Source organism: Sporolactobacillus kofuensis (genome assembly GCF_024125425.1).
Classification (GTDB): domain Bacteria; phylum Bacillota; class Bacilli; order Bacillales; family Sporolactobacillaceae; genus Sporolactobacillus; species Sporolactobacillus kofuensis.
In genome coordinates this window covers 69,180-93,267 of the sequence record NZ_JAMXWN010000004.1, presented here as the reverse complement: position 1 = coordinate 93,267, position 24,088 = coordinate 69,180, and the positions used below count along the sequence as shown (strand labels likewise).

The window sequence follows — 24,088 nt, the reverse complement described above, 5'->3', positions numbered from 1 at the left end:
CAGGAAATCTTAATGTGGAGGCGAAGTGCCATTTGATTCATAACACATTAAGTGCTTTATAATTCAACGTTAGAGAAATAGACGAGTTAGGGATGAGGCTAACAGTTTACATGGAGTAACTGGGATGATTCAGTACTCTAAAGCATTTGGATAATCGAAAAAGCTGAGGAATTTTATTAATTGGTCGAAAAATTGGTGAGATGATCAGGCCAAGTTCTTTACTAATGACTGATAATAAGCGAAATGACTGATAAATTTTCGAAAGTGATCGATATATTTTTTAAAGTGACTGATAAATTTTCGAAAGTGATCGATATATTTTTGAAAATGACTGATAAAATTTTAGAAATGATCGATAAAACTTTTTCAAGACGCGCATCAATAGCATAGTGCAGATCAGCACTTATTTTACTTATGGTGTATCCTCGAATAACTAGTTAACATAAAAAGAAGAGTCCTCCTGTTGCAGAAGGCTCTTCTTAAATCTATTTATCTCTCATTTTTTTACGAAATCGAACGAATCTTGCCATCTTCCAGTTGGATGACCCGGTCACAAAAGCGAAGCATCCGTTCATCATGAGTGACCATGAGTGCGCCTTTGCCCTGTTCGTTCACTTCATGACTTAACCACTCAACGACGCTTGTCGCACGGCTGAAGTCGAGACTTGCGGTGGGTTCGTCTGCAAGAATGAGTGAGGGATCGTTCATCATGGCGCGCGCAATCGCGATGCGCTGCTGTTCTCCACCTGATAATTTGTCTGGGTAGTGCTTTGAACGATGAGTTAAGCCGAGTTTATCGAGTAGTTCATCGGCATGATGATTGGCGTCACCCTTCGCTGTGCCATGGAGCTTGGCAACAAATAATAACTGTTCTTTTACATTCAGATAGGGGACCAAATGAGCACTTTGAAAGATGAATCCGATTTTACTCAATCGGAGCGCTGTTTGTTCTTTTGGACTCAGTGAAGCCATGGATATCCCGTCAAGATAAATTTCTCCTTGAGTTGGGTTGAGTAGCGCGCCGGCGAGTGATAATAAAGTGCTTTTTCCTGCACCGGACGGTCCTACTAAACCGATGAATTCCCCTTTGTTCAGCTGAAAGTCAATAGCTTGTAAGATGTCGAGCGTATTTTCTCCGTCCGGATAGGATTTAGCAACATCCTTAAAGGATAAAATAGCATTGTCCATAGTGATTTTATCTCCCTTCCAGTGCGCTGAGTGTATCAATTTTGATAATTTGATAAATGGAGAGCAGAATGCTGATCATACTGATGACGAAAAAGGCTGCTAAGCGTGTCCCAATCGTTGCAAGGGAAAGTGCGAACGGCATACCGGATGGAAGAACCAGTGCTGTGATCCAAGTGAGGAGCAGACTGATGCCTAGACTAATGACGAGAACAATAAGCGTCTGAAACAACAGGCTGCGTGCAAGATACGCTGTCCCTGTGCCAATTGCTTTCAATAGGCCAAACTGCGAACGCTTCTGGACGGTAATGATATAAAAGAAAACACCAAGGATGAATACGGAAATCAAGAATAGGAAGCTAATCATCATCGTCAGTGAACTTTGTTCAGCCGAGTAACCGGGCAGAGATTTGATGACATCTGCTGCAGAGAGCACTTGAACATCCTGGGAGAGTGGAAGACCATGCGTGAGCTCCTTTGCTTCTTGCACGGACAGTGATGTGAGCACTGCAGCACTTTCCAAAGGCCTTGCTGAATTTAAAGCTGCTTTTTTGCTGAGCAGATGCCACTCCGCTTGGTTGAGGTAGGCAACCGGCATATGTGAGTAGGTTGTGTGCTTTGTTAAACCAACGATTCTAAATGTGAGCCCACTTAACTGATCTTTGATCCTGTCGCCGAGGTGAACGCCACTTTTCTGAATGGATTGATCTATGATAATATCAACCGTGGAGGCCTTATTTGGCTGCTTACCGTCAATCAGAGTAACCGACGAAGACTGGCTCGGTTGACCATTGAAAAATGTGAGATCGATTTTCTGCTCTTTATTCACTTTGTTTCCTGTAGTCGTTAGCAGATTCAGGGGATGCGTTCGATCTGTGCCGAGCTTATCCCTCAAGCGGTTCACAGTATCGGAAGTCAATGCTGAGCGGTTAATACGTTGATCTGCATCTTTTTGAAGAATAAAGGTTTGATGACTGTATTTTTCAATGGCAGATGCGTTATCAGAAGAAAGACCATTTGCCAGTCCGGAAATGAAGAAGACAAGGTAAGACAACAGCGCAATAATCAACATCATGAAAAAAAAGCGGCCTTTACTATGACAAATTTCCTTCCATGACAAATACATAAGCGAGGCACCTCCAAAATTAATTAAAGTGACAAAATAAAAATATAACATTAATATGTCACTTAAGAATGGTAGCATATATTCTGAAGGAGAACAAATATATTGATAAATAATCCGGAACACTATGGTGACAAAATTTATCTAAAACCAATTAAAGACAGGGTATACTGGCTTGTACGGGCGAATAAATTATTTAAAGAAACGCATCAAAAGATGGGGATCATTGAAAATCAGCTGCTTTTTCACCTCATAAAATTCTGCATGGTTGAAACAAACCACCCTTATAGTCATCTATCGGTTTCAAAAGTTGCCGCTATTTTACCGGACTTTACGGATGACCCGGAGCAAGTGAAGGCTATTCTCCTGAAAATCAGGAATCATTCTTTTTGGGTCACACAAACCGAAGGCATGAAACATGAGGTCTTGACGAACTGGATTCAAACAGTAATCTATGATCATGAAAATGAAGAGTTCTTAATAGATATGAGCCCGACACTCTATCCATACATTGTTTGTTTACATGAACGCTTCCAGACATTGAACTATGAAACGATTATGCTCGATAGCCAATTGAAAAGTAAGTACAGCTCACGACTCTATGAATTGTTTCGTATTCATCAAGGACAAGAGATTCCTGAACTTACGCTCACTTTGGATCAACTGCGCTATCTTGCTGATGTGGGCAAAGGCAAGCTCGAGCGATGGGCGGACTTGAAACGAAGAGTCATTGAACCTGCCATTGAGGAAATCAATCAAACGGGTACCTTTAGGATTACTTATGAACCATTAAAGTCCGGTCGATCAGTGACTCAAGTACGCTTTAGAATAAAAGCACTTGAATAAATTCAGAGCAAAATCTGAATGGATCCGTCCTTCCAAAATTGAAAAACAATTGACAAACTCTAGACGTTCGCAAGGTCGTGCGAGTCATTATAATAGAGTTGAACAATTGATGAACGTAGTGAAAAGATACGAGGTCGGAGGGATTCACGGATGGAAAGCTACCATGCTGTATTGGCTTTTTTTGAACAAGCTGAGGAACCTGTGAACGCTGGGAAAGTTGCCGAGGCGACCGGATTGGATAAGAAAGAAGTCAGTAAGGTGATGACGACATTGAAGAAGGAAGAGAAGATTGTGTCACCGAAACGGTGCTATTGGGAATTAAAAAAATAAATTTGAGATGAACATTTTTATGATTCATAGAGTGCATGCATCTGAGTGACGGGTCAATCGTTCGCTCAGATTTTTTTGCTTTCAGATGATAGCTATGTTTGAGGAGACTTACGGATCACCCGCGGCGAGCGATTGAAGCATCTTGATTCAGTTGTGTTTTCTCTACAGATAAAGGTATAAGACGCCGATCAATGCGCTATCCTATGCTTATCAGAAGATAAAATGGATGGTGAATTTGTGATGCTGACGGTTAAGGAACTTATTAAACGATTAGAGTATCTCAATCGTTTTAATCCAAAACAAAGATTCTGGCTCAGCTCTATGGTAAGGTTTATGCGTGAACATTTTCCGGAATGGGAGGAGACAACTTTTTGCCAAATCCCTATCTATTATCATCAAAATACATACATAGCATTTTCAGTATCAGAAGAGTACTTCACCTTATATACCAATCAGGACCAGTATATTATTTACTTAAAAAATAAGCTACCAAGTACAAAATTTGGTAAACACTGTGCGAAGATTGGCCTGCATCATACAGCGGCGATTCCTATCCTCTTTGAAGCGTATCGAGGAAGTGGACCGTACACGTTTGATCAACCATACCAGCAAAAAAATCATATCATATAGAAAAATTAGTTTACTCAATAATCATTTGCCAAAAAATTATTACAGTGATATAGTTTTATTAATGAATAGATCGAATTAAGTCGAATTACATATAATCATGAAACCATATAAGTCTGCAAATTTGGTGCAGATGTTTCTACGCGGCAACCATAATTGCCTGCACTATGGTGTTCTTATTCCTGATGATCATTCGTGAAATTCTAATCGTTGAGAAAAGTAGTTCACTTACCATGATTTTCTGGAAACTGTCAAAAGGCAGAGGACACCAGTTCTCTGTCTTTTTTTTTACTTTTCTACTAAACAATTATTACTAGGAATTAGGTGATAGAAAATGGATGAATTTATTTTGAAAGTGGCAGGAGTTGAACGTAAACTGCCGGTTGTACGTATTGCAGATAATATTAAGATTGCTAGTTTTGTCATCTTAGGCGACACCGAATTGGTGAGCGCAGCTGCAGCAGAACTTAAGGATCTTATTCCAGAGGCGGATTACTATATTACGGCGGAAGCTAAGGGGATACCGCTTATTCATGAATTGTCCAGAATTAAAGGTAAAAAACGGTACTTTGTCGCACGCAAGAGTATTAAACCTTATATGAGCGATCCGTTTATTTCAGAGGTATATTCGATTACAACGCAAAGAAAACAATTGCTTTGTATCGAAAAGGATGAAAGTGAATTAATCAAGGGAAAACGGATACTGATTGTTGATGATGTCATTAGTACAGGTGAATCAGTGCGTGCTTTAGAGAAATTGATTAAGATGGCTGGTGGAATATTGGTGGGTAAGGCGGCAATCCTTGCTGAAGGTGATGATGCCATCAATCGCGATGATATTATTTATCTGGAAAAATTGCCTTTATTCCCAATTGAACCATCTGAATCTATTCAGTAAACCAGGGGAGACAGGATCGTGAGTTTTCAACTTAAAAAGGTAAGTTATAAATATAGCCCGGAAGCACCCCAAGTCTTAAAAAATATTAATATTGATATTCAAGAGAAGAAAGTCACTGCTATTGTAGGACCAAGCGGATGCGGTAAATCGACGTTAGTGAGTATATTGAGCGGGGTCATTCCAACTTTGCTAACCAAAGGAGAACTCTCAGGCCATTTTCATGCCGGAGAGGATGTTGTTATCTCGGTTGTGAGTCAAACTCCGGAAAATCAGTTGTTTGGCTATGGCGTTGAGGATGCGATTGCATTTGGGGTTGAGAATATGGGCCTCAATAGTCAAGAAATTCACAGCCGTGTAGAATCAGTACTCGATCTCTTACATATTCAGCATTTAAGGAAGCGTGCAGTAAGCACATTATCAGGTGGACAAAGGCAAGCGGTCTGCATTGCTTCCGTTTTAGCCATGCGCCCAGATCTTGTGATTATGGACGAGCCGGTGAGCTCACTCGATCCTCGAGGCAAACAGATGATCCAATCGGTCTTGAATGATCTTAAGGGATCCGGACAGACAACGGTTATTGTGGACAATAATTTAGATTGGTCTGCAGATATTGTCGATCATGTTGTCGGAATGGATCATGGTGAAGTGGTGTTCGACGGGAGCAAGGAGGAATTTTTTGCACAATTTGCTGTGCAGAAACGACTCGGTGTGATCGTTCCACAAGAAGTTGAAATCTTTGGCGAACTCTCGAAAATCATCCCTGGATTAAAGCCTTTTTCTACTCTGGAGGGTGCCGTTGAGCATATACAAGAACATTTAACTCATAAGCAATCGACAACCTCCACTCAAGAACGTGGAAATGAGCACTCAGATTCGATTCTGTCGGTGCATGACCTCAGCAAGAGTTTTCAAGATGGGTTCCAAGCATTAAAACAGATTAATACTGGCTTTGAAAAAGGGAAAGTGATCTCGATTTTGGGACAGAATGGTTCCGGAAAAACGACACTTGTCAAGCATCTGAATGGGCTCTATCGACCAACTGAAGGAACGATTACTTATAAAGGTGCTGAAACAACAAATCGTTCTGTCGCTGAAATTAGCCGGGATATTATTCTCGTCTTTCAACATCCGGAACACATGCTCTTTGAAGAAAATGTCTACAAAGAGTTGACCTTCTGTGCCCGAGCTCAAGGTATTCCGTTCAGTGAAAAAGAGGCACGAGAAGTGCTTGAAAAATATGATTTGCTTAAGGACCAAGATGAACTCCCGGTCAATCTTTCCATGGGTAAGAAACACTTGCTTACCATTCTTTCTGTTCTTTTCTCGAGTGCAGAGGTGATCATACTTGATGAACCAACACTGGGTATGGATCTTCATTTGAGAAACTATTTGGAAGAAATCATCAGGGACCTTAAGAGCAAGGGAAAGACCGTGATTGTGATTAGTCATGAAATACCACTTGTTTTCAAAATTTCTGATCAATTATTGATTTTAGATCATGCAGAGAAGCTGGATGAAGGAAGTAAACAAGAACTGGCCGGTGAGGAAACGTTATTTAATAAGATCACTATTGATCTACCGCCAGTTGTTAAGCTATCAAGAAAACTTGGATTGAATCGCTTAGCTTGCACGGTCGATGAATTAAAGGACATGATTTTGCCGCTTGTTGACAGTGCACAAAGCAATCGATCAGAAGCTATTGGGGGCACAGACATTGGGTGACTTCTTGCAATATGTTGACTTAAACACGTATTTACATCGACTTGATCCAAGAACTAAATTTCTCTTTTTCATCATCATGTCGATTCTCACTTCCTTTGTAAAAAGCGGCGTAGCACTACTGTTTCTTTTTCTTGTGTTTCTAGCAATCTGGCTGGTTGGCCGAATTGGTCAGTACATGCTTGTCTTATTAGATAAAATCAAAGTGCTGCTCCTATTTATCTTCTTGCTTTGGTTGGTTCTTGGCATTTTTACAATAAATGAAGGACCTGTGCTCTTCCGAACAGCATTTTCAATTTTTGGTCATCCTTTTGTAGTTAGTCTTGAGGCCTTCGACTTTTACAAAGGTGCTGTATATGCATTACGGATTTTCTTAATGATCTCAGCCTTTTACACAGTGATCTTAACGACGAATTTCAGTCAAATCATCTTGGGTTTACGTTCTTGGAAAGTCCCGTATGCGATTGCTTTTGGCGTTGGTCTTGTCTTCCAGATCATTCCAATGATTGTTCAAGAATTTGCGACCATCATGGAAGCACAGAAATCTCGAGGACTCGAAGTGGATAAATGCAGCACATTTGCGAAGTTGAAAAATTATGTCATTGTGTCCCTACCACTCTTGTTTCGCGTACTCAGCAAAGGACATGCCATTTCTCTTGCGATGCATTACTATAAGTTGAATTTTAAAGTACAGCGTACGGCTTACAAGATGATTAAGGCAACGTCTTCGGATCTGTTTTTCAGTGCAGTGACTGTTCTTGCCACTGTGGTTACGATCGTTTTACAAGTTCACTATTACATTCCGATTTAAGTAGGACAACCGCTTACTTGTCTGATCTCAACTATTATTTGCAAATTAATAAATGGGAGGATATGTACAATGATTACAAAATGGGAAAATTTGACGCGTGATGAACTTGCAGCAATTGATAAAGAATCGGCAATCGTTTTCCTTCCAACAGCAGCTACGGAACAGCATGGACCACATCTGCCTGTAGGAACGGATTCTATTATTCTCTCTTCTTTAATTGATCACTTCATTGAAACCCAAACATTTGATGAAGGTACGCTGATTTTTGCCCCGCAGCTGAATGTTGGCAAAAGTAATGAGCATATGGGCTTTGCAGGGACCATCACTTTTGGCACGCAAACGTATTATTCAGTTCTCCACGATCTTTCCGGAGCGATCGCTCAAAGCGGGTTTAAGAAACTTGTTTTGTTTAATAGCCACGGCGGCAATACCGATATGTTGAACATGATCAGCCGTGATTTAAGAATTGACTTTGGTATGGATGTCTTTGTGTTTGATTGGTGGTTCACTTCATTCTGGGACAAAGGACTTGAGGGACTAAAACAGTCTGGAAAATATGGTGTTTTCCATGCGTGCGAACTCGAAACTTCCCTGATGCTGCACGCGGCACCGGAGACTGTACATATGGAACTTGCCGTTGATGAGGAACCTGTTGAAGCGCTGCGTGATAATGATTTTGTGACACTGTTCGGTCCGTATAATGCGGGTTGGAAAACGGCAGATGTTACGAAGAGCGGCGTCATTGGGGCACCAACCTATGCAACCGCTGAAAAGGGCAAAAGGCTCTTCGACTATGCAGTCAAAGAGCTTAAAAATATTATTTCTACTTTTGCAAAAACAAATTATTAAGGAGGCGTTACCCCGTGAAGAAATTCACCTTTGTCAACATTATCTTTTTTGTTATTTTCGGTGTATTTACAGGTGTTCTTTGGGCGTACGGAAGTCCGATTCCTTTGATCCCTGGTGCTGTACATTTCAGAACGTTCGCATTTATTATTCCTGTTATTGGATTTCTTTTCGGACCTGTATCCGGCTTTTTTGCAGGGTATATCGGTACGCTTGTTTGGTCTCTGCTGGGGGGCTACTTTATTGCTCCCCATACGCTTATCGCCGATGGCCTTACCGTTGCGCTTAGTGCAGCGCTGCCTTCTTATGTGATGACGCGGAGAAAATCTCTTGATGAACTGCTTAAGAACAAAGCAGCTTTCATTTGGCAATCACTGTTCTGGTCATTACTTTTCGGATGCTTGATGATTCTTGCTACGAGTTTCTCACTGTCCTTCTTTACAGGACTTGGTTACTGGTACTGTGTCATTTGGATTGGCATCGCGGATGTTGTGCCAATTGCGCTCACACCATTTGTTGTGTTGTTGTTGGCACCGAGATTGAAAAGAATCCAGACAATTATTCCAAGAGTTTAATTCATAAACGTTTTATTCATGAACGAGCTCGACGAACAAGAAGGACAGCCGCAGGCAGAATAAGCCTGCGGTTTGTTTTTATAGAATGCTGATCGGAGTTCAGTCGGTTTTTTCGGGATAAATAAAGGTATCTTCTTTTTATTGAAACGCATGGATAAGGAAATCAATGAATGGCGGAGAAAACGATGATCCAAATTGAAAGGATGACTGTGTCGGACTGACCTCATGACACGATACTTGTTGAGCGCAGAAATCATTCATGAAAATAATAAGGGTAATTAATTCGGGATCTTATTGATTTAATATTCTCTTTCTACCTCAGGATCTTTTGCCTATAATAAAAGTATGGAGATTATGTGAAATTGAGTATGAGAGGGAGAATATAGGATGGATCCAAAAGCAAAGAAAGCGGCCCTTCGTGGGATTACTTATGGTTTGTATCTTGTCGGGACTAAGGATGAAAGTGGTGTGAACGCATTTGCCGGTAATTTCTTGACTCAGACTTCATTCGAACCGCCGCTGGTTACTTTGGCTGTTAAGGCGGGCACACGGTCCCAGCAACAAATTGCCTCAAGTGGGGTATTCAGTGTTAATGTTCTTGAAAGCGGACAGAAGGATATGGTGACGGCCTTTTTCCGTGCGTTAGAGGTTGATGGGAATAAGCTCGCAGGTTACGAATTTACCACTGAAGAAACCGGCTGCCCAATTTTTACGGACGCATTGAGTTTCTTTGAATGCAAAGTTGTTGACCGTCTAGAAATTGGTGATCATTATATCTATGTCGGTGAAGTTATTCATGCAGGGGTTCATCGTACCGGAGATCCACTGACGATGAAAGAAACTGGCTTTTATTACGGGGGATAAGTTTTGGCAAGGACAACCCCTTCAAGTGGGGTAGTGAAGGTCCTAAATGATTCATTAGAAAATCAGACTGCTGAGGAGAGAAGCCCATGTACAGCTTTAAAAATGATTACAGTGAAGGCGCGCATTTGCAAATTCTTAATGCGTTGATTGAGACGAATATGGTGCAGGAAGAAGGCTATGGAGAAGACCAGTATTCTCTGCAGGCAGCTGAACTGCTCAAGAAAAAGATGAACAATGCGCATGTTGCGATTCATTTTCTCACAGGGGGCACGCAAACAAATATGACGGCGATTTCCTCATTCTTGCGGCCACATGAAGCGGCTGTTGCGGCAGTCTCCGGACATATTAATGTTCATGAAACCGGTGCAATTGAGACCACGGGACATAAAGTATTGACGGCAGACTGCGGCAAGGATGGTAAGTTGACCATCGCCGCAATCCAAGCTGTACTTGATGCACATCCGGATGAACATATGGTGAAACCGAAGCTGGTATACATATCCGATACGACCGAAATCGGTGCTGTTTATACCAAAAGTGAATTGGAACAGCTTAGCGCTTTCTGCAAGAGCCATCATCTTTATCTTTATTTGGATGGTGCTCGACTTGGCTCAGCACTTGCGTCATCAGCGAATGATCTTGAATTGAGTGATTTGCCAAATCTCGTCGATGCTTTTTATATCGGTGGAACGAAGAATGGCGCATTGCTTGGTGAAGCACTGGTCATCTGCAATGATGCACTGAAGGAAGATTTCCGATTCTTAATGAAGCAAAAAGGTGCGATGCTGGCCAAAGGAAGATTGACCGGTCTCCAATTTCTCGTCTTGTTCCGAGATAATCTCTTCTTCGACCTTGCTTCTCACGCGAATGTGATGGCTGAAAAGATCAGTGAAGCTGTGCAAGCGGCGGGCTATGATTTTCTGACTCCGCCGGTATCGAATCAGATCTTTCCTATTTTACCGAACACAGTACTCAGCGAACTCCATCAGCAATTTAACTTCTTTGATTGGGAAAAGGTGGATGAACACCGCACAGCTGTCCGACTTGTCACATCATGGGCAACCAAGGAAGAAGCCGTTGACGCATTTATTGAAAGCTTGAAAAAGAAAGTTACAGAATAAGCACTAGATCCAAGAATAGACAGCAAGCCGGGGGTGATCGAACACTCCCGGTTTTTTTGCATTCTGAATGACATGACCGATTGCATAGTTATCCACGATTGGAAACAGTTCGTAACGAACAAACAACATTGGTAAAAAACCAAAGATAAATAGTAATGAACATCATGAATTTAGTAATCAATTTAATAAAACAGTAATCGAGCACATGAATTTGGCAAGCATCACTCCTCTCCTGGCAAGGTGTAATCCGTGTAATCGGTTGAAAAAACGAAGGACGAATCATTGGGCGTGTGGTATAGTAGTGGAAATTTTAAATGAAAGGGTCTGAAATGAATGGTCAAAGATCAATTAAACTTTGTGATTAGGGAAGCGAAACGATCGGATGCAGGATCCATCATTGCGTATCTCAAACGGATCGCAGGAGAGTCCAACTTTTTAACGTTTGGTTCTGTAGATGAACTCAATCTGACTGTGGAGAAAGAAGAACGCCTTCTTGAAGAACTATTGACTCGTAACAACGCACAATACTTAATCGCTGAATGTAGCGGTCAGATTGTTGGCAGTCTCAATTTCAATGGTGGATCAAAACAGAGAACAGTGCATACAGGAGAATTTGGCATCAGTGTGCTCAAGGAATATTGGGGACATGGCATTGGTCGCGCACTTATTGAACGAATGTTGAAATGGAGCAAGGAGAACGGCATAATTAGAAAAATAAATTTGCGGGCACGTTCGGATAATGCGCGCGCGATCCACCTCTACAAATCGTTAGGCTTTGTACATGAAGGCGTGATCACAAGAGATTTGCAGATAGATCGTACATTCTATGATTCGGTACATATGGGGCTCATGATCGATTGATCAATAGACAATTGGAGAAGAGACTTAACCGAATGAAGGTGGGAAAGTGGAACAATTTTTGCGTGATATACCCGGATCAGATCAATGGATGAACATTGAAGAGATCCATGCGGGCTGGTCTCATGATCAAAAATATGTCGTTCAATTACACAATCGAAGAAAATATCTACTTCGTCTTTCATCGAGTGATCAGTATCCAAGGCGCATGAAAGAATATGATGTGGTAAAAAAATTGCTGCCTCTAGATATTAATATATCTAAACCGGTAAGTTTTGGGCGTTGTGACAACAATAGAAAGGTGTTCACCCTTATGACATGGGTTGACGGTGAAAGTGCTTCACACATTCTGCCGTCACTTTCACCTGAGAAACAATACGAACTCGGTTATCAAGCTGGAAAAATATTGAAACAGATTCATTTAGTCCAAGTATCAAAAGGTCATACTTCATGGCACGATTTCTACAACGATAAAATAGATCGTAAGCTGTTATCCTATAAAGATTGCGGAATTAGAGTGCCTGATGCGGATATGATTATTGATTTTATTAATGTGAATCGATCACTTGTAAAGGATCGTCCACAGACCTTTCAGCATGGTGATTATCATTGTGGCAATATGGTGATCAAAGAGAAACAACGAATTGGAATTATTGATTTTGATCGACTGGATATCGGAGATCCATGGGAAGAATTTAACCGCATTACATGGTGTGCGGGTATTAGTGAGGCATTTGCGACCGGCCGTATCAATGGCTATTTTGAAAACAATGTTCCTGCTGAATTTTTCCCATTAATGGCTTTGTATCTTGCGACGAATCTAATTTCTTCCGTTCCATGGTCCATAGCTTATGGACAACATGAAATTGAAGTCATGACCAAAGAAATTGAGAAAACAATGGAAGCATTCGCTAATTTTACATCAGTTATTCCTAAATGGTATCGAAAAGAGTTCTGAATCTACGGATGATGAGGAGGAGAAACTTGTGAATCATGAATGGACAGTCAAAAAATTGGATCAAATGACGAGCCGCGAGGTGTATGAAATTTTTCAAGCACGAGAATCTGTGTTTGTGGTGGAGCAAGAATGCCCTTACCACGAAATTGATGAGCATGATTTGGAGAGCCTCCATGTCTACACAACGGATGACTCGGGCAGGATCACTGCATATGCACGGATCTTCAAAGAGAGTGAGACGGTGACCTTCGGTAGAGTGCTGGTCCGTCAAAATGATCGTGGATCAGGACTTGGCCGCGCACTGATCACTAAGGTGATGGAAGTCATCGAGCAAAAGATGCCTCATTTTCCTATAGTAATTGAGGCACAGGAATATATACAGCCTCTCTATGCACAATTTGGATTTATCAAAACGTCTGAACCCTTTCTCCTCGATAACATTCCTCACGTGCGCATGGAAAAAAATAAGTTATGATCTGCGATAATGGAATGGAAAATCGCAATCTTTAAAAAAGCGTATGGGAATTAGCTGCCATTCTTTATACTAGTACTCCAGGTTAAAGATCAGGAGCGCTTAACATAAGATTGACGGGTCTGCTTCGGAGTGATTCCTTTTTGTTTTTTATACACCCGACTAAAATAATTGGCATCGTTAAAACCGACTTTCAGAGCAATTTCCGTAATGGTGTATGGACTGGTTTGCAGTAAGTCTTCCGCTTGGTCAACTCTCAGAGCATTAATATAAGAAACAACGGGTTTTCCATACAGTTTCTTAAAGGTTCGGCAGAAATGGGCTTCACTCATTAACGCACGATGTGCCAAGTTGTGAACCGTGATCTGGGAATGGAGATGATCATGAATATAGTTAATGGTTGTTCGCATCTGATTAAGACTATTCAGTCGCCGATCAAAATGCTCTTTGGTATAGATTTTGCGAATATGTGCTCTTAGCAAAAGGACAATCAGATGTAATACCGTTGATTTAATAGCCAGTTCATATCCTGGCCGGTGTTCTTCATGTTCGAGAATTAGGTTGCGTATACCATGAACGATGTGAGTATCCTCGCTGAGCTGGTGATGAAAAACGATAAGTTGCTGTGCAAGTAATTCCGCATCCTTTAACAAGCGCAGATCTGGAAGGTCATTAAATAATGACGCCAGATCAATGCGAATGATATAACAGGTCAATACATCACGCTTACTTTCCATAAAATGGAGCTCATTACTGTTCATCAAAGCAACTCCACCGGTATGTAACTCAAATATGTCCGATTCACAACGGATCGTTCCTACTCCTTGTGTAAGATAATAGAACTGTATTTCTTCATGCCAATTTTCACGGAAAATAGGCCCACCGCTCGTTGTTTTACGTTTTATAATATCGACATACGCATGTCGATCCGGATTCCTTTTCGGGGAATATTTTGTTTCATTTTTCATCGCTGAAAACCTTCTCAATCAAAATTGTGCTAAATAAAAGCAAAATCGTGCATGAGTGATGACTATTCTCTTGATAGTATAGAACTGTTGCTACAGTGTGTATACTCGTATTTATTTTAGGGGGATTTCCAAATGAATTTAGCATTAAATAAAGATTTGGGATCAGAGAAACCGAGACTTGGTGCAAAGAAGCAATTATTTAGTCTCAGTGGTGTGCATTTTATTAACGACCTGATGACGACAGGAATCGTTCCTGCGCTTTTGCCTTTATACAAGGAAGCATTTCATCTCAATTACTTTCAATCTGGGATTGTCCTATTTGTGTCTATGCTCACGTCATCTGTTGCTCAACCATTATTTGGAATGATCAGTGATAAGCATCCGAGGACATGGTTAATGCCACTCGGAATTTGTCTTGGAGGATTTGGTCTCACTGCTTCCGGATACGCATCTGCTTATTGGCTATTGCTAATATTAGTCGGCGTATCAGGAGTCGGATCCGGAATTTTTCATCCGGAAGCAATGCGCGGCGCATACATGGCAGCGGGTACTGCACGTGGGACTGCTCAAGCAATCATGCAAGTTGGCGGCAACTTCGGTCAGGCGGTTGGGCCACTACTGCTTCCACTTTTTCTTATCAATACGGGTTTGCATGGGTTAGGCTGGTTAGTCCCGTTAGCAGCCGCCGGTCTTGTCCTCGTCTTATCGATTATGCCGTGGTACAAGCAAAGCTTGGAGAAAAATAAAGCACGAAAAAAAGAGATCAAGGGACGTAATCATGTGGTTGGACTCAGCCTACTCACAGGGGTTGTGATCCTTCGTTCATGGACACAAATTGGCGTCGCCGGTTTCTTGCCTTTTCTTTATTTACATCAAGGGATCTCATTAAAATATGGTGATCTCTTCACATTTCTCTTTCTTGCTGCAGGCGCTCTTGGTACATTCATTGGTGGACGCTGCTCTGATCGAATCAGTCGAAAATGGCTGCTTTTCATTTCCATGGCTGTAACCGTACCTTTTGCGTGGTTATTACCACATGTTCATGGTATTTTATCGATTATTATTCTGTTTGTATTTGGATTCTTTGTCCTTTCTTCGTTTGCGGTTACGGTTGTGTACGGACAAATGATGTTTCCAAAGAACATTGGTCTAGTTTCGGGGTTGATGGTGGGCTTTGGTATTGGTGCAGGCGGTATCGGTGCTACGTTAATTGGCTGGCTTTCTGATCAGTATGGTATTCATACGATTTTTGGCTTATTTGCGCTTCTTCCTTTTCTCGCCGCACTATTAACACTGTTCCTGCCCAGTGAACGAAAACTGATTGAATAAGTAGCAAACGCTCTTCTTCAATCAATCATTGAGACACAAAGAGTCAACTTTACTAGGAAAGTACTAAAAGACTATTGCGAACGTATGATCGTATGGAATATACTAGATTTGTGGTAATGAGGCGTATGTGCGGATAGTGGTGACACCTTCAGATTGGGGGTGGTACCGATGACGGTGTATCAGGCATTAACGCTTGCGATCTCTTTTGCGGGTTTAATCATCATGATCCTGTCATTCAAAGAAAGAAAATGATCCGCTCCATATGCCATTAACGGTGGCTGAAGCGGATCATTTGTTGGTTGATTTGCTAAGCGCTGTTATCCGCTCGATGCGGAACTTTATCATGCTTGCCATCGGTGTTCCAGCACTGATGGCTTTATTCATCTACACATCATGTATAAGTTAATTATACAAAATCCCTTTTCAAAATAAAAGGAGAAATCAGTTGCCTCTCTAGTTAGGAACGTGAACACAATTCTTTGAACGCTTGATCATAGTATCGTTTTGTTTCTTCATCAAAACAGATCATTTGTACCGCCTCAACAGCAGTGGCTTGATTTAAGAATTGGCGAATCGTTTGAACCGCAATTGGTGCGGCTAAATTAAGCGGAAAATGGTAGACACCGGTGCTGATCGATGGAAAGACAATGGAGTGGCACGTATTGGCTTCAGCCAATTTCAAGCTGTTCAAATAACTGTTGCGAAGTAAATCAGCTTCATGATGATGCCCACCTTGCCAAATGGGTCCTGGTGTGTGAATCACATAGCTTGCAGGCAGACGATAGCCTTTCGTGATTTTCGCCTCCCCGGTCGCGCAGCCATTCAATGCGCGGCATTCCTCCAATAATTGAGGGCCGGCTGCGCGATGAATCGCTCCGTCTACACCGCCGCCACCAAGTAATGTTGTATTTGCCGCATTAACAATCGCATCTGCTTTTACTTTTGTAATATCCCCAAGCATAATCGAAAATGATTTCATGAAAAGACCTCCATATAAGGCAATTGGACTATTCGGTTTGGCTTCCATTGAGATTGGAAGTAGTAAGCGATGATTCCCGGTGTCGGCTTATCTGATACTTCAATTGTACTGCATGAAAAAGTTTTCTGCGCTGATATGAATCGAACGCTCATCCAGAAGGCGCACATTATTATTAATGGATTGCGACTCTATCTAAGAAATCGAGGGCTCTGTTCACTGAACATGGTTTTCTTAACCAAATAATAAAGGGCAAAAAGAGTTTGACTCACATCTACCCGCATTTTAAGATAAGGAAAAGAGGACGGGAGTTTTGTACTTATGAGTATGAAGCATTTTATGTTATTGAATCTACTGGGCGCTCTTTGGGGCGGCTCTTTTCTTTTCATGCGCGTTGCATCACCCGTGTTAGGTCCTGTCTTACTGATTGCTTTGCGGGTGATTCTTGCAGGATTGGCTCTGCTTTTCTATGCTTTGACAATCAGGAAAATACCGAACTTTAAGCAAAAATGGAAGCAGTATATTTTTCTCGGTGCAATGAATGCTGCGATCCCATTTACCTTGATAGCTGCTTCAGAGCTGCATCTCACAGCTTCGGTATCTTCAATTCTCAATGCGACAACACCGTTATTCACTCTGATTGTTGCAACGGTATGGATGAAGGAGAAGCTCCTGTTAAGCAAGCTCGTTAGTATCGTTGTCGGCATTGTCGGCGTTGCGATTTTGGCAGGATGGGGGCATCTGGGTCACTCGCCAATGGTGCTACTTTCGCTGATCTTTTCTCTCTTAGCTTCGCTGTGTTATGGAATCAGCGGGGTGTATGCAAAAAAGAAATTTTCAAAAGAACCGTCCTTAACGCTGGCGATTGGGCAACAGCTGGCTGCCGGCTTGGTGCTTCTTCCATTCAGTCTGCCCTCCATCAACCGATTTCAGATGATGACTTTTCCAATCGCGCTTGCGGTACTCTCTCTTGCCCTTTTCTCAACATCGATCGCTTACCTGATCTACTTCTCTTTAATTCGGAGCGTCGGCCCAACCAAGACTTTGAGTGTTACGCTCCTTGTTCCGCTTTACGGAGTAATCTGGGGACTATTATTTCTCGGCGAAAGGATGTCGCTCGGAACTTTAGCCGGACTTGTTGTGATTTTGAGCAGTACAATGATGATTACGGAACTTAAATTTAATTTTCGTTCTTTTAAACGATTAAAAGGTAAAAAAGGAAGAAATGCTTCTTAATCATGCTGAATCATTTCTTAGGCTGACTTTATTTTATACATAAGAAATTTGGGGGACTCACTTTGGATCACAATACACTGGAACAAGAGATCTTCATCAATGCTTCGCTTCAAGAGGTTTGGCAGTTGGTTAGCACGCCTGCATGGTGGGTTGGTGACCAAGGGCCGGATCATGTTACTGTTGATGGCCGACGGTTAGTGGCCGACTGCACGTACGGACGTTTTCCAGTGCTCATTGAGGACATCGAGGCTCCAACAACGTTGGTGTGTCGTTGGGCGAGTGCTCATCCGGGGGAAGAACCGATCGAGGGCAACTCAACCTTGATTGCGTTTCATCTCAGATCGGAAAATGACGGAACCAGACTCAGTGTGCGTGAAAAAGGTTTTGCTCATCTTGATGTTACGGAAGGACAGCAAGTACGCTCCTTTAAGGAGAATATCAAGGGCTGGGAATGGCAGTTAAATGTGATAAAGCAGAAAGCAGAGTCCAATCTAAATACATGAGATGCAATGGACGAGGCAAGAAACTCTGAGATTCTGTATTAAAAATGCGATGAGTCGCCATATTTTTAAACAATTTGGCGAAGAAATATACATCAGTTTCAGTTAGCGCGTGGAAATAATAGTTGAACAAAACAAAGTCTATGCAGGAGATTTTGGAATGAGTGGGTTAATTCAATTACTTAATGAATATGGTTATATAACACTTTTCTTTGCATTAATGTTAGAACTGATTTGTATTCCAATACCCAACGAAGCACTCCTTAGCTATGTGGGAATTTTATCGTTTCACGGTCAGATGAACCTCATTTTGTCAATGCTTTCTGCCGGGTTCGGGGGAATCTTAGGAGCGACGATTTCTTATTGGATTGGCTATAAACTTGGGGTTCCGTTTTTTCGCAAGTATGGCCGCTATATTCATATGGGTCCTGAGAAAATGGAGCGAATTTCTAGATGGTATGGGAAATATGGAAAAGTCTTGCTTGTTTTTTCTTTCTTTATTCCGGGCATTCGACATATTGCAAGCATTATTTCCGGTGTCATTCATCTGCGGTTTCGATCGTTCTGTTTCTTCTCTTATATCGGTGTCTTCTTTTGGACAAGCACCTTTATCTGGCTCGGCTATGTCCTGGGTCCACAATGGGATAAGTATCAGGGAGAAATTAAGAAATGGTTGGTGCTGGCAAGTCTGCTCATTGCCCTTGTTGCCCTATGCTTTATTGTGATAAAGAAGAATCGACAGTATATTAAAGAATCGCTTTTACTTCTTTTTCAAGAAGTATTTCATCGGTACAAAAGTTTCCTGAAAATCAAATTTTTTATTTTTGTCATTCTGGCTGCGTTTATTTCATTAGTCACATTGATGATTGGTATGATTCAGGATTTTATCAGCAATGAGTTCACAACGTTTGATAAAGTTTCAAGCGACATAGTTTTCTTCTTGTTTGACTCGCGATGGCAGCCATTAATGAATCATTTCTATGAGCTTTCTTCATGGATTGCACTAGGTGTGATCTTCGTATTGACAACGGTCACGATTTTGATTAACAACAAGAATAAATGGCTTGAATTGCTGTTTTTTGGTATGACATTGACTGGTGGCTTTATCTTTTCAAATGGTGTGCGCTGGCTGTTTCATTTTATGCTAAGCGGGCATTCGATCAGTCCTGATTTTCCTAATGAGCCGGCGATGATGCTGCTTATTTTCTACGGATTTTTCTTGATGATGCTGATTCGCCATCAGGATAATTATTTAATTAGTCTGGTGGAATTCTGTTTCTTGATATTTGTTTTATTAGCCTTTTCCATAAGTGGAATTCGGTTTATGAATATTCATCCGAGTGATTTATTTGCCGGGTTTGTCTTTGCCTCTGTCTGGGTCAGTGGGCTAATACTTTCTCTTGAATTATTCCGGTTTCTGTCTCTGATTAAAGAAGGTAGCAGAAATTAGATGCATCATCATTAAAGTTGCGGTACCTGTAGCTGGTATCGATCATTTCGAAAAATTTATCGATCATTTTGGAAAAAATATCGATCATTTCGAAAAATTTATCGATCATTTTGGAAAAAATATCGATCACTTCAAAAAATTTATCGATCAGATTGGAAAAAATATCGATCATTTTGAAATGAAATAAGAAAAGCCGAGCGATGCGCTCGGCTCAATCAGGCTCCAGATATGGGCGGCCTATTTTCTATAATTAAGGAAGAATGTTGCCCGCTGCTTGGTAAATGTCATACCATTCTTGGCGAGTCAGTGTGACATCTGCACCTTTGGCAGATTCCACAACACGTGTCAAATTCGTGGTACCGAGGATTACCTGCATCTCTGCTGGGTGACGCAAAATCCAAGCAACCGCGATTGCATTGTTGCTGACTCCATATTTGGTAGCAATTTCATCAATTTTTTTGTTTAATTCAGGGAATTTCGGGTTGTCCAGGAAGACCCCTTCGAAGAAACCGAATTGGAATGGTGACCATGCCTGAATGGTAATGTCATGTAGACGACAATAATCCAAGATGCTACCATCACGTACATTTGCACCCTCAACGGTCATATTCACATTGATGCCTGCATCAATCATGCCGGTTGCCATGATACTGAATTGAAGCTGGTTGATTTCGAGGGGTTGACGCACCGATTTCTTCAATAGCTCAATTTGCAACGGATTCTGATTGCTGACACCAAAATGAAGCACTTTTCCGGCGTCGTACAACGCATCAAATGCTGCAGCGACTTCCTCCGGTTCGACCAGTGCATCCGGTCGGTGAAGCAGCAAGTAATCCAGATGATCGGTTTGCAGTCTTTGCAAGCTGGCATTGACTGTTTCCAGAATATGTTCTTTTGAAAAATCAAAAGCTTTATTATGGTCACCATTTCCGCGAACAATACCACATTTAGTTTGCAAGGTGATCTGATCACGCAGGCCTGGCTGTTTGGCCAATACTTTACCGAACAACGCTTCGCACGCTCCGTCCGTGTATACATCTGCATGGTCAAAGAACGTGACGCCGTTCTCTAGATCAGTCTTAATCAGATGATCCACTGCTTCCTCGGACATATCCGCGATACGCATACATCCTTGAACAACAGCAGAGCCTAATTTTTTCTCAGGTCCAATTGCGATTTGCTTCACATAAATCCCCTCCATAGAAAGATTGGGTGGTAAGCCCTTCCATATTTATCATAAAACGAACGGAACTTTTTTTAAAGCGATTCAATTTGAAAAATAAGCGAAAATTCTTGTAGTGTAACGTGTAATGCTTGGTTTATTGGGAGTTAGTTTGATCGGGAGGTATGTAACCTCTGCCCATACAGTAGCAAATAACATGAAAGTCGGATTATTGAGCGCGTCCCGAATTCTCGTATGTGACCCAGCATCAGTTCTCATGATGTACTCTTTAAGGAATAAGAACATGCGGCTTGAACAGAATAATAATTACTTATTGTTTCTTGAAGATTACTCAAAGGATGACCATGCTATGCCATATGTGAATACACCAAAAGGGATCCAATTGTATTATGAAAGTTATGGAACAGGACGACCGGTGATCTTTATCCATCCTCCATTAATGGGCCACGTTGTTTTTCGTTATCAAGAGGCATTATCCGATCATGTACAAGTGATTCTCTATGACCAGAGAGGGCATGGAAGAAGCGGGTATCAACCTTCCCATTCGCTTGAACACGTCATCCCGGACCATGTCGACGATCTGAGAGCACTGATACAAGAGCTGGACCTCAAACGACCGGTGCTTGTCGGCTATTCGAGCGGCGGCCTGATTGCGCTCGCCTATGCATTAGCATTCACCAATGAACTTGGCGGAGTTGTTCTCTCCGGCGGATTCCCACGTGTTGATTCATCGATCTTATTTATGGAATTCCAGGTCGGAATTCTCATAATGAAAGCACAGGGTATAAATCTGCTTAGCAGACTTCTCGCAAAAGCGCATAAAGTCACATCAGAAGATGAAATCGTCTTGCGCATGTATGGAAAAAAAGCAAACATGCACGCCGTCTCTGATTTATATAAAGCCGGTTTCCGTGCAGATTATTCGTCGAAACTGCCACAATTAGATCAACTGCCCATGCGCATCATCTACGGGACGCGCGACAAATTTATCAACAAACACAAAAAGTATTTTGACACATTAACGCATACTAAAATTATTTTTATCGAGAAAGCCTTTCATCAACTGCCCACACATCAGCATGAAGCGTTTAATCGGATTATTAAACAATTTTTACCCGAGATTGATCAATACACCATGAAAAGATAGCGGAAACATGTGTGATTAGAGGTTTTGTTCTCATTGTGTGTGAAGGGAAACTTCATTAGTGCATAAATAAAAATTTTTGCAAGTAAAAAATGACCAATTCATTGCGAACATACGGTCACTAATTGTTGTTCAAAGAAAGAAAATGATCCGCCTCATGTGCCATTGCAGTGGCTGAAGCAGATCAGTTGTAAAACTTTTTAGCTCATGCACTGCTGTCCGCTCATTGCGGATGTTGACAAGCTTGCCCTCACTGTTACCAGCAGAGGGCTTTATTTAGTGTATGCACATTGGTACCCGACTAATTAAATTTTCGAAAACTGTATACCTTTTATTAAAAGTGTACAGTTCACCTTTTTTCATAGGCTTAAAGTAGTACATAATTAGGTAAAATAATCCAAAAATCAAGAAACACACCCATTTTATTAGATACATAGGCTTTTGATCAAGTCGACCTTCCACCTGTGCTTATAGACCTGCCATTTACAAAAACAATATAGTCAGTTTTCTTAGAATTAAATTTCATCTATTAGACTTTTCTTTGAGAGTTAGTCAATTACATCTTAAAGGGAGTTGGAATGTTTGACGTTTAGAGTTAAGATGCTGACTGTTGCTGTCACTATGTCTCTGCTGTTTACTATGTTTTCGGTGTCTTCCGGATTTTCACAGCGTGCTTCCGCAAAGACTGCCGAACCGATTGTCAAGAAAGTCGTGCCAACTTTTAATGGTGACTCGCGGACAAATAAAGGTTTCACCTGGTATACGAATCTCGAATCTTCTGGAAGTGATCTTCAACTGGTCAAGAAGTTGGGTAAGAGCGTCAAAAAGCCAGACTTCAAAAAGGCGCTGACGTTCAAAGGGATAAGCTATGTGTCGAGAAATGACAGTGGCGAGCGGGTCCATAAGGCTGAAGCGAAAGGATTAAAAGCAGATACAGACTATTATTATCGTGTCGGCGATGCAAAGCAGAACATTTGGAGCGAGATCGACACGGTCAAAACAGCACCCAAAAAAAATGGTGCATTCACGTTCCTAGAACTGACCGACCCACAAGCAAAAACAGAGGATGAAGGCAAACTGGCTGCGGATACATTTAACAAGGCAGCAGAAACCGTAAAAAATTATGATTTTATGACTGTAACCGGGGACTTTGTCGATAACGGTGTTGAGGAAGATCAATGGGACTGGCTAATCAACAACAGCCGCAGCGTTTGGGGCAATACAACGGTGGTTCCAGCTGCTGGAAATCATGAAGCCAAGAATTATGCGTTTATTGATCACTTTAATTTGAAAATGGCAACAAAGAATCAAGACACAAAAACAGGTGCTTATTACTCCTTCAATTATAGCAACACGCATTTTGTTGTCCTGAATACAAACGAAGACTCCGAACAATATCGTGATTTCACGCCGGAACAAGTGAAATGGGTGACGGCGGACATTAAAAAGGCGAAGAAAAATGGTGCGAAATGGACAGTCGTCCTGATTCACAAAGGACCGTATACGACATCCAATCATGCGACCGATTCAGATATTATTGACCAAAACGGTGTCAGATACCAGATTGCACCCTTGATTGGAAAGCTTGGGGTTGATTTGGTAATCCAGGGGCACGACCACATCTATGCACGCACTTTGCCAATCAACAAGAATAATCAAGCAACACAGCCAACAACAATAACAGAATGGATGAATGGCGAAAAAATTGACTATACCGTAAAACCGAATGGTGCAATCTATTATATCCCGGCAACATCTGGTCCGAAAGTCTACAAGAAAAATACAGATCCGGTGCTCGGTGATACATTTTATAACAAATTTGTCCGTGCCGAAGAAAATCATGCCATGAAATACGGACTTGATCCAAGCGATCCGACGCGTCCAGTGCGCGGTGCCGTCCAGAACTTTTCGAGCGTCACGATTAGTAAAAATAAGCTCTCCGTTGTTGTCTACGAGATTGATCGGATCAAGGGCACCGACGATCCGTATATTATCGATCAATTTGGTATCATCAAATAAATGCTCAATGTTTTAAATAAATATAATCAATGGAAAATAAGCATTTCTTA

26 protein-coding genes and 1 riboswitch are annotated in these 24,088 nt (G+C 41.5%); of the genes, 21 read left to right on the top strand and 5 right to left on the bottom strand.

All coding sequences use genetic code 11. The features are described 5' to 3' along the window. Positions 1 to 504 precede the first annotated feature (504 nt). Both NIE32_RS04510 and NIE32_RS04505 read right to left on the bottom strand, forming a co-directional pair. The gene (locus NIE32_RS04510; protein WP_253053463.1) at positions 505 to 1,188 is read right to left on the bottom strand and encodes an ABC transporter ATP-binding protein; all 684 of its coding nucleotides are present in this window, start codon (positions 1,186 to 1,188) and stop codon (positions 505 to 507) included. Between the two features lie 7 nt (positions 1,189 to 1,195). Further along, on the bottom strand, positions 1,196 to 2,311 hold the full coding sequence (locus NIE32_RS04505) for an ABC transporter permease (RefSeq protein ID WP_253053461.1): 1,116 nt from the start codon (positions 2,309 to 2,311) through the stop codon (positions 1,196 to 1,198). Positions 2,312 to 2,413: 102 nt separating this feature from the next. Here NIE32_RS04505 and NIE32_RS04500 point away from each other — a divergent pair, with 102 nt between their 5' ends. From NIE32_RS04500 to NIE32_RS04440, 13 genes are all read left to right on the top strand, one after another. After that, on the top strand, positions 2,414 to 3,154 hold the full coding sequence (locus tag NIE32_RS04500) for a replication initiation protein (protein WP_253053459.1): 741 nt from the start codon (positions 2,414 to 2,416) through the stop codon (positions 3,152 to 3,154). A 150-nt stretch (positions 3,155 to 3,304) separates the two neighbouring features. Then, complete coding sequence (locus NIE32_RS04495) at positions 3,305 to 3,484, top strand: MarR family transcriptional regulator (RefSeq protein ID WP_253053457.1); 180 nt, start codon at positions 3,305 to 3,307, stop codon at positions 3,482 to 3,484. A 222-nt stretch (positions 3,485 to 3,706) separates the two neighbouring features. Continuing rightward, positions 3,707 to 4,114, top strand: coding sequence for a hypothetical protein (locus NIE32_RS04490; RefSeq protein ID WP_253053455.1), 408 nt, complete (start codon positions 3,707 to 3,709; stop codon positions 4,112 to 4,114). Positions 4,115 to 4,197: 83 nt separating this feature from the next. Further along, positions 4,198 to 4,299: riboswitch (purine riboswitch) on the top strand. A gap of 146 nt (positions 4,300 to 4,445) precedes the next feature. Continuing rightward, on the top strand, positions 4,446 to 5,009 hold the full coding sequence (locus NIE32_RS04485; RefSeq protein WP_253053454.1) for a phosphoribosyltransferase family protein: 564 nt from the start codon (positions 4,446 to 4,448) through the stop codon (positions 5,007 to 5,009). An 18-nt stretch (positions 5,010 to 5,027) separates the two neighbouring features. Further along, the gene (locus NIE32_RS14345; RefSeq protein ID WP_253053452.1) at positions 5,028 to 6,731 is read left to right on the top strand and encodes an ABC transporter ATP-binding protein; all 1,704 of its coding nucleotides are present in this window, start codon (positions 5,028 to 5,030) and stop codon (positions 6,729 to 6,731) included. Next, a complete protein-coding gene (locus NIE32_RS04475) occupies positions 6,724 to 7,539 on the top strand; it encodes an energy-coupling factor transporter transmembrane component T family protein (RefSeq protein ID WP_253053450.1) in 816 nt (271 codons plus the stop codon). The genes NIE32_RS14345 and NIE32_RS04475 overlap by 8 nt, the downstream gene beginning before the upstream one ends. Before the next feature lie 69 nt (positions 7,540 to 7,608). Further along, a complete protein-coding gene (locus tag NIE32_RS04470; protein WP_253053449.1) occupies positions 7,609 to 8,388 on the top strand; it encodes a creatininase family protein in 780 nt (259 codons plus the stop codon). A 14-nt stretch (positions 8,389 to 8,402) separates the two neighbouring features. Then, positions 8,403 to 8,960 carry an aminotriazole resistance protein gene (locus NIE32_RS04465; RefSeq protein ID WP_253053447.1) on the top strand — a complete coding sequence of 186 codons (558 nt, stop codon included), beginning with the start codon at positions 8,403 to 8,405 and terminating at the stop codon, positions 8,958 to 8,960. A gap of 387 nt (positions 8,961 to 9,347) precedes the next feature. Further along, complete coding sequence (locus tag NIE32_RS04460) at positions 9,348 to 9,824, top strand: flavin reductase family protein (protein WP_253053445.1); 477 nt, start codon at positions 9,348 to 9,350, stop codon at positions 9,822 to 9,824. Between the two features lie 86 nt (positions 9,825 to 9,910). Next, a complete protein-coding gene (locus NIE32_RS04455; RefSeq protein WP_253053443.1) occupies positions 9,911 to 10,945 on the top strand; it encodes a threonine aldolase family protein in 1,035 nt (344 codons plus the stop codon). Positions 10,946 to 11,278: 333 nt separating this feature from the next. After that, positions 11,279 to 11,806: a GNAT family N-acetyltransferase gene (locus NIE32_RS04450; RefSeq protein WP_253053441.1), complete on the top strand. Its 528-nt coding sequence runs from the start codon at positions 11,279 to 11,281 to the stop codon at positions 11,804 to 11,806. Positions 11,807 to 11,852: 46 nt separating this feature from the next. Then, positions 11,853 to 12,761, top strand: a complete 909-nt coding sequence (locus NIE32_RS04445) for an aminoglycoside phosphotransferase family protein (protein WP_253053439.1) — start codon at positions 11,853 to 11,855, stop codon at positions 12,759 to 12,761. Between the two features lie 28 nt (positions 12,762 to 12,789). Beyond that, entirely contained in the window at positions 12,790 to 13,236 is a 447-nt protein-coding gene (locus NIE32_RS04440; RefSeq protein ID WP_253053435.1) for a GNAT family N-acetyltransferase, read from the top strand. An 89-nt stretch (positions 13,237 to 13,325) separates the two neighbouring features. On the opposite strand, the gene NIE32_RS04435 is transcribed toward NIE32_RS04440, so the two are convergent. Next, entirely contained in the window at positions 13,326 to 14,201 is an 876-nt protein-coding gene (locus NIE32_RS04435) for a helix-turn-helix transcriptional regulator (protein ID WP_253053433.1), read from the bottom strand. A 132-nt stretch (positions 14,202 to 14,333) separates the two neighbouring features. On the opposite strand from NIE32_RS04435, the gene NIE32_RS04430 reads away from it, so the two are divergent. The 3 genes from NIE32_RS04430 (at position 14,334) to NIE32_RS04425 (ending at position 15,936) form a co-directional block, all read left to right on the top strand. Next, a complete protein-coding gene (locus NIE32_RS04430) occupies positions 14,334 to 15,530 on the top strand; it encodes an MFS transporter (protein WP_253053431.1) in 1,197 nt (398 codons plus the stop codon). Positions 15,531 to 15,698: 168 nt separating this feature from the next. After that, positions 15,699 to 15,782 (top strand): putative holin-like toxin, encoded by an 84-nt coding sequence (locus NIE32_RS14340; protein ID WP_354327129.1) that lies wholly within the window; start codon positions 15,699 to 15,701, stop codon positions 15,780 to 15,782. A gap of 10 nt (positions 15,783 to 15,792) precedes the next feature. Further along, positions 15,793 to 15,936, top strand: coding sequence for a hypothetical protein (locus NIE32_RS04425; protein WP_253053429.1), 144 nt, complete (start codon positions 15,793 to 15,795; stop codon positions 15,934 to 15,936). A gap of 51 nt (positions 15,937 to 15,987) precedes the next feature. Here the strand turns inward: NIE32_RS04425 and NIE32_RS04420 are convergent, their stop codons facing one another. After that, positions 15,988 to 16,509 (bottom strand): O-acetyl-ADP-ribose deacetylase, encoded by a 522-nt coding sequence (locus tag NIE32_RS04420; RefSeq protein ID WP_253053424.1) that lies wholly within the window; start codon positions 16,507 to 16,509, stop codon positions 15,988 to 15,990. A 318-nt stretch (positions 16,510 to 16,827) separates the two neighbouring features. Here NIE32_RS04420 and NIE32_RS04415 point away from each other — a divergent pair, with 318 nt between their 5' ends. The 3 genes from NIE32_RS04415 to NIE32_RS04405 all read left to right on the top strand — a co-directional run bounded on the left by NIE32_RS04415 (position 16,828) and on the right by NIE32_RS04405 (position 19,692). Continuing rightward, the gene (locus tag NIE32_RS04415) at positions 16,828 to 17,742 is read left to right on the top strand and encodes a DMT family transporter (protein WP_253053422.1); all 915 of its coding nucleotides are present in this window, start codon (positions 16,828 to 16,830) and stop codon (positions 17,740 to 17,742) included. A 62-nt stretch (positions 17,743 to 17,804) separates the two neighbouring features. Beyond that, positions 17,805 to 18,245: an SRPBCC domain-containing protein gene (locus NIE32_RS04410; RefSeq protein ID WP_253053421.1), complete on the top strand. Its 441-nt coding sequence runs from the start codon at positions 17,805 to 17,807 to the stop codon at positions 18,243 to 18,245. A gap of 157 nt (positions 18,246 to 18,402) precedes the next feature. Continuing rightward, on the top strand, positions 18,403 to 19,692 hold the full coding sequence (locus NIE32_RS04405; protein ID WP_253053420.1) for a VTT domain-containing protein: 1,290 nt from the start codon (positions 18,403 to 18,405) through the stop codon (positions 19,690 to 19,692). A 250-nt stretch (positions 19,693 to 19,942) separates the two neighbouring features. Here NIE32_RS04405 and NIE32_RS04400 read toward each other — a convergent pair whose 3' ends face one another. After that, positions 19,943 to 20,878 carry an aldo/keto reductase gene (locus NIE32_RS04400; protein ID WP_253053418.1) on the bottom strand — a complete coding sequence of 312 codons (936 nt, stop codon included), beginning with the start codon at positions 20,876 to 20,878 and terminating at the stop codon, positions 19,943 to 19,945. Between the two features lie 280 nt (positions 20,879 to 21,158). Here NIE32_RS04400 and NIE32_RS04395 point away from each other — a divergent pair, with 280 nt between their 5' ends. Both NIE32_RS04395 and NIE32_RS04390 read left to right on the top strand, forming a co-directional pair. Then, positions 21,159 to 22,022 (top strand): alpha/beta fold hydrolase, encoded by an 864-nt coding sequence (locus tag NIE32_RS04395; RefSeq protein WP_253053417.1) that lies wholly within the window; start codon positions 21,159 to 21,161, stop codon positions 22,020 to 22,022. Between the two features lie 579 nt (positions 22,023 to 22,601). Further along, entirely contained in the window at positions 22,602 to 24,038 is a 1,437-nt protein-coding gene (locus NIE32_RS04390; RefSeq protein WP_253053415.1) for a purple acid phosphatase family protein, read from the top strand. The last annotated feature ends 50 nt before the right edge of the window (positions 24,039 to 24,088 follow it).

What these genes read in the sequence shown, in the direction of transcription:
- NIE32_RS14340 (WP_354327129.1), top strand. Translation starts at nt 15,699, where the DNA reads ATGACGGTGTATCAGGCATTAACGCTTGCGATCTCTTTTGCGGGTTTA.
- NIE32_RS04420 (WP_253053424.1), bottom strand. Translation starts at nt 16,509, where the DNA reads ATGAAATCATTTTCGATTATGCTTGGGGATATTACAAAAGTAAAAGCA.
- NIE32_RS04505 (WP_253053461.1), bottom strand. Translation starts at nt 2,311, where the DNA reads ATGTATTTGTCATGGAAGGAAATTTGTCATAGTAAAGGCCGCTTTTTT.
- NIE32_RS04395 (WP_253053417.1), top strand. Translation starts at nt 21,159, where the DNA reads ATGCGGCTTGAACAGAATAATAATTACTTATTGTTTCTTGAAGATTAC.
- NIE32_RS04430 (WP_253053431.1), top strand. Translation starts at nt 14,334, where the DNA reads ATGAATTTAGCATTAAATAAAGATTTGGGATCAGAGAAACCGAGACTT.
- NIE32_RS04460 (WP_253053445.1), top strand. Translation starts at nt 9,348, where the DNA reads ATGGATCCAAAAGCAAAGAAAGCGGCCCTTCGTGGGATTACTTATGGT.
- NIE32_RS04435 (WP_253053433.1), bottom strand. Translation starts at nt 14,201, where the DNA reads ATGAAAAATGAAACAAAATATTCCCCGAAAAGGAATCCGGATCGACAT.
- NIE32_RS04405 (WP_253053420.1), top strand. Translation starts at nt 18,403, where the DNA reads ATGAGTGGGTTAATTCAATTACTTAATGAATATGGTTATATAACACTT.
- NIE32_RS04485 (WP_253053454.1), top strand. Translation starts at nt 4,446, where the DNA reads ATGGATGAATTTATTTTGAAAGTGGCAGGAGTTGAACGTAAACTGCCG.
- NIE32_RS04510 (WP_253053463.1), bottom strand. Translation starts at nt 1,188, where the DNA reads ATGGACAATGCTATTTTATCCTTTAAGGATGTTGCTAAATCCTATCCG.
- NIE32_RS04425 (WP_253053429.1), top strand. Translation starts at nt 15,793, where the DNA reads ATGCCATTAACGGTGGCTGAAGCGGATCATTTGTTGGTTGATTTGCTA.
- NIE32_RS04415 (WP_253053422.1), top strand. Translation starts at nt 16,828, where the DNA reads ATGAGTATGAAGCATTTTATGTTATTGAATCTACTGGGCGCTCTTTGG.
- NIE32_RS04495 (WP_253053457.1), top strand. Translation starts at nt 3,305, where the DNA reads ATGGAAAGCTACCATGCTGTATTGGCTTTTTTTGAACAAGCTGAGGAA.
- NIE32_RS04450 (WP_253053441.1), top strand. Translation starts at nt 11,279, where the DNA reads ATGGTCAAAGATCAATTAAACTTTGTGATTAGGGAAGCGAAACGATCG.
- NIE32_RS04455 (WP_253053443.1), top strand. Translation starts at nt 9,911, where the DNA reads ATGTACAGCTTTAAAAATGATTACAGTGAAGGCGCGCATTTGCAAATT.
- NIE32_RS04470 (WP_253053449.1), top strand. Translation starts at nt 7,609, where the DNA reads ATGATTACAAAATGGGAAAATTTGACGCGTGATGAACTTGCAGCAATT.
- NIE32_RS04490 (WP_253053455.1), top strand. Translation starts at nt 3,707, where the DNA reads ATGGATGGTGAATTTGTGATGCTGACGGTTAAGGAACTTATTAAACGA.